The following is a 4,574-nucleotide window of genomic DNA, read 5'->3' as shown; positions in this document are numbered from 1 at the left end:
GATGCCAGAGGCCCGCGCCGTCCGCCCAGCCGGCGGGACCGGCCAGCTCGGCGAGGTGCGGGCGAGCCGGATAGCATCGGCGGGCCGGCGCGGGAGGGAACGGTTGGGCGGGACGGTCGAAGGGCACGGGGGCACGCTGGCCGTGGCGGCGGCCCGGCGGCATGGGGTCGAGGAGCTGTTCACCCTGTCCGGTGGGCACGTGTTCCCCCTGTACGACGGGGCGGTCACGGCCGACCCGCCGCTGCGGCTGGTCGACGTCCGCCACGAGCAGACGGCGGTGTTCGCGGCCGAGGCCACGGCCAAGCTGCTGCGCCGGCCCGGGCTGGCCGTGCTCACCGCCGGGCCTGGCGTGACCAACGGGGTCAGCGCCGTCACCACCGCCCACTTCAACGGCTCGCCGGTGCTGGTGCTGGGGGGCCGGGCCCCGACCGGCCGCTGGGGCGCCGGCAGCCTCCAGGAGCTCGACCACCCGCCGCTGGTCGCCACCGTCACCAAGCACGCCGGCACCGTCGCCGACGTCGGGGACGTCGCCGGCGAGGTCGACCGGGCGCTGCGCCTGGCCGCCGAGCCGCACCGGGGCCCGGTGTTCCTCGACATCGCCCTGGAGGCGTTGTTCTCCCAGGGGGTGGCCGAGCTGCCCGATCCCGGCCCGGCGGCCGCCCGCGACCCCGACCCGGACGCCCTTGACGCGGTGGCCCGGCTGGTCGGCCAGGCCGAGCGGCCGGTCCTGGTCCTGGGGTCCGACGTCTGGGCCGACCGGGCCGAGGACGCGGCCCGCCGCTGCGCCGAGACCCTGGCCCTGCCGGTGGTGGCCAACGGCCAGGGCCGCGGCATCCTCGCCCCCGGCCGCGACGGCCTGCTGGTGACCAGGGCCCGCTCGCTCGCCTTCGGCGCCGCCGACCTGGTGCTGGTGGCCGGCGCCCCGCTCGACTTCCGGCTCGGCTACGGCACCTTCGGCGGCCGCGGCGGCGGCCCCCCGGCCAAGGTCGTCCACCTGGTCGACGCCCCCGGCCAGGTGGCCGGCCACGTGGACCTGGCCGCGAGCGTGGCCGGCGACCTCGGCCTGGTCCTCGACGGCCTGGCCGGGGCGGTGGCCGCCCTGCCCGGCCGGCGCCCCGGCACCGGGCCGTGGTTGGCGCGGCTGCGCGACCAGGCCCGGGCCGCGGCGGCCGCCGACCGGGAGCTGCTGGACAGCGACGCCGACCCGATCCACCCGGCCCGGGTCTACGGGGAGCTGCTCCGCGTCCTGGCCGACGACGCCGTGGTGATCGGCGACGGCGGCGACTTCGTCTCCTTCGCCGGCCGGTTCGTGGAGCCGGCCCGGCCGGGCAACTGGCTCGACCCCGGGCCCTACGGCTGCCTCGGCACCGGCCTCGGCTACGCCGTCGCCGCCCGCCTGGCCCGCCCCTCGGCCCAGGTCGTGCTCCTGCTGGGCGACGGCGCGGCCGGGTTCTCCCTGATGGACGTGGACACCCTGGTCCGCCACCGCCTCCCGGTGGTGCTGGTCTGCGGCAACAACGGCATCTGGGGCCTTGAGAAGCACCCCATGCGGATGCTGTACGGCTACGACGTGGCCGCCGACCTCCAGCCCCAGTGCCGCTACGACCTGGTCGCCGAGGCCCTCGGCGCCGCCGGCGAGCTGGTCACCACCCCGGCCCAGCTCGGCCCGGCCCTGGGCCGCGCCTTCGACGCCGGCGTCCCCTACCTGGTCAACGTGGCCACCGACCCCGAGGTCGCCTACCCCCGCTCCACCTCCGGGCTCTAGGCCCCCTCCAGGCCGGCCACGCGGCGGCCGAGGAGGTAGTCGCGGACCTCCTCGGCGCAGCGCCAGGGGTTGGCGAAGACCTCGTCGCCGGCGAAGCGGAGGACGGCGTAGCCCTGGGCGACCAGGTAGCGGTCGCGGCGGCGCTCGCGGACGACCTGGTCGGAGCTGGCCCGGAGCGGGCCCTCGCCGTCGATCTCGACCACCACCCGGGGCAGGACCAGGAAGTCGACCCGGTAGGGGCCGATCTTGCAGTTGGGCTCGACCCGGGTGCCGTCGGGGGCGTCGGGGAGCCAGGCGGCCAGCCACAGCCGGGCCAGGGGCCGCTCGACCCGGCCGAGCAGCCGGCGGGCCGACGGGTCGGCCTTGGCGAGCAGCTCGACCATGACGGCGCCGAGGGCGGCCCCGACCGGCTGCGGCCCTCGTGGTCCTTCGTCGCCGCGTCCGGCGACCGGCTGCTGCACTGGCACTCCCCTGCTCGGCCCGTACGCGCAATGAGGCTTGGCAAGGTAAGGCTTCAGTATAACTACAACTTTGTAACTACACTAGTGTGGTTCGGGTGAATGGACTTGTGTGATCTAACCAGGGCAAGCTGCGCGGTCTTGCCAGATGCCCGGCTTTGGTGTGATATCCCGGGCAACGCCGAGGTGCTGACGCCCGGCGTGCAGGCATCCCGACGAGAAGGGAGCCACCCATGGAAGCGTCGACCGCTGGAGGCGGGGCGCCGCAGGCGCCGCCCACGGAGACCTGGCCCCTGGGGGTGAGTCGGCCGCCGCTGGGCGTGGACGACCTCCCCGAGCCCGAGGAGGTCTTCAAGGCGCGGCGGATCGGGACGAAGGAGATCGTCACCCTGGTCATCGGGCCCAGCCTGATCGCCCTCGGCCTGTCGATCGGGAGCGGCGAGTGGCTGCTCGCCCCCCTGGCCATCGGCCAGGGCGGTTGGACGGGGATCGGGTTCGTCGCCCTGATCTCGATCCTGCTCCAGGCCTTCTACAACATGGAGATCGGCCGCTACGTGGTCGCCACCGGCGAGGTGCCGTCGATCGGCTTCGGGCGGGTCCCACCGGGCTTCCTGGTCTGGACCACCCTGGCCATCCTCCTGTTCTACCTCGCCTTCATCACCGGCGGCTGGGCCGCCGGCGCCGGCGACGCCCTGTACACCTTCATCACCGGTGACATCCCGGGCCCCGAGGACCGGACGGCGTCGCGCTGGCTGGCCGTGGCGCTGATGGCCGTGGTCTTCGTCATCACCCTGTTCGGCCGCAAGATCTCGCGGACGATGGAGCTGACCAACTGGGTGCTGGTCGTGTTCATCCTGGTCACGCTGATCCTCGCGGCCATCGTGCTGGTGCCGCTCTCGCAGTGGGGCGAGGGGATCGTCGGCATGTTCCGCCCGGCGCTGCCACCCGAAGGGGTCGACGCCACCGACCTTGGCGCCGTGGCCGGGTTCGCGGCCATGGCGTCGGGCCTCAACTACGTGTTCATGAACTACTACCGCGACAAGGGTTACGGCATGGGTGCCAGGGCCGGCTACATCCCCGCCCTGCTCTCCCGCGAGGAGCACCATGTCGAGCCGGTGGGGGCGACCTTCCGGGACACGCCCGAGAACGCGGCCCGGTGGCGCCGCTGGTGGCGGTTCCTCGTCATCGAGATGTGGGTCGTGTTCGTCCCAGGGGCGCTGATCGGCATCCTCATGCCCGGCATCATCGTCAGTCACATCCTGGAGCAGACCGGCACCGAGCCGACCCGGGCCTCGATGCCGACCTATGTGGCCGCCCAGCTCGAGCAGATGGGCGAGCCGCGGATCTGGTACTGGTGGGCCCTGCTGGTCGGGTTCCTGATCCTGTTCTCCACCCAGCTGGTGGTCTTCGAGATGCTGGTCCGCAACATGGTCGACGCGCTCTACGGGTCCAGCGAAGGGTTCCGACGGATCATCCGCGGCGACCCGCGCCGCTTCTACTACCCCTTCATGGTCCTGCTGGCGATCGTCATCTCGCTGATCATCTTCCAGGCGCTGCCCACCGAGCTCGTCCAGTGGTCGGCGAACATGTCCAACCTGGCCGCGCTGATCATGCCGTTCGCGCTGATGTACCTGATCGCCAGGCTGCCCGGGCCGGCCAAGGGCCGCTGGTGGTCCTACCTCATCCTCGGTCTGGTGATCGTCTACTTCGGCTTCTTCTTCCTCAACTTCCTGGTCAACCAGCTCACCGGCAACGACCTGTCGTTCTGGTAGCCGGCCGGGGTCGTCACCCCTTGCGGCCGGTGGTGGCGATCCCCTCCACGAAGTAGCGCTGGCCGAGGAAGAAGATGACCAGCATGGGCACGGTGGCGATGACGCCGGCGGCGAGGACGACCTCCCACTGGCTCTCGCCACCCTGCCCGAACTGGTCGAGGATGACCTTGAGACGGCTGGTTCAGATGGCCCGCAGGCCGTAGAGCACCCGTTCCAGGAGGGCCAGGTCGGGGCGGTCGCCGGTCTGGGTCGGGCGGTGGACCATGACCAGGCCGCCGTCGGCCATGTCGCCGACCAGCACCCGGGTCACCCCCAGGGGCAGGTCGAGGCGGGCCGAGATCTCGGCGATGGAGAGGATGTCGCGGCACAGGGCGGCGATGGCCCGCTGCTCAACGGTCAGCTTCGGGGAGCGCTCGCCGAGGGAGGTGGTGGAGACCAGCGCCTCGATCTCCAGGTCCGTGTGGGCCGGCCGGGTCGTGGTTCTCCCTCACGCGCATCGGCCTCTGGGTAGCCCTCCGGGAACACCAGCAGCTCGGCGCCCCCCGGGCCGCCTCATGCACGGCAGCGACCGCCCGGTGG

Annotated in this window: 4 protein-coding genes; 2 read left to right on the top strand and 2 right to left on the bottom strand. The window is 73.0% G+C overall.

The window, feature by feature from the left end; translation table 11 throughout:
- Window positions 1-103 precede the first annotated feature (103 nt).
- Window positions 104-1,765, top strand: a complete 1,662-nt coding sequence (locus VF468_28710; protein HEX5882268.1) for an acetolactate synthase — start codon at window positions 104-106, stop codon at window positions 1,763-1,765.
- Here the strand turns inward: VF468_28710 and VF468_28705 are convergent.
- The gene (locus tag VF468_28705; GenBank protein ID HEX5882267.1) at window positions 1,762-2,226 is read right to left on the bottom strand and encodes a DUF559 domain-containing protein; all 465 of its coding nucleotides are present in this window, start codon (window positions 2,224-2,226) and stop codon (window positions 1,762-1,764) included. The genes VF468_28710 and VF468_28705 overlap by 4 nt on opposite strands.
- Before the next feature lie 230 nt (window positions 2,227-2,456).
- Between VF468_28705 and VF468_28700 the strand changes: the two genes are divergently transcribed.
- On the top strand, window positions 2,457-3,995 hold the full coding sequence (locus tag VF468_28700; GenBank protein ID HEX5882266.1) for an Nramp family divalent metal transporter: 1,539 nt from the start codon (window positions 2,457-2,459) through the stop codon (window positions 3,993-3,995).
- Window positions 3,996-4,176: 181 nt separating this feature from the next.
- Here VF468_28700 and VF468_28695 read toward each other — a convergent pair whose 3' ends face one another.
- Window positions 4,177-4,434: a DUF742 domain-containing protein gene (locus tag VF468_28695; protein ID HEX5882265.1), complete on the bottom strand. Its 258-nt coding sequence runs from the start codon at window positions 4,432-4,434 to the stop codon at window positions 4,177-4,179.
- Between the last annotated feature and the right edge of the window lie 140 nt (window positions 4,435-4,574).

The organism is Actinomycetota bacterium (genome assembly GCA_036280995.1).
Taxonomy (GTDB): Bacteria; Actinomycetota; CALGFH01; order CALGFH01; family CALGFH01; genus CALGFH01.
This window is presented reverse-complemented; position numbering and strand designations above follow the sequence as displayed.

Bases quoted from the DNA above. Each gene is read 5' to 3' on its own strand.
- VF468_28700 (HEX5882266.1), top strand. From the start codon at position 2,457: ATGGAAGCGTCGACCGCTGGAGGCGGGGCGCCGCAGGCGCCGCCCACG.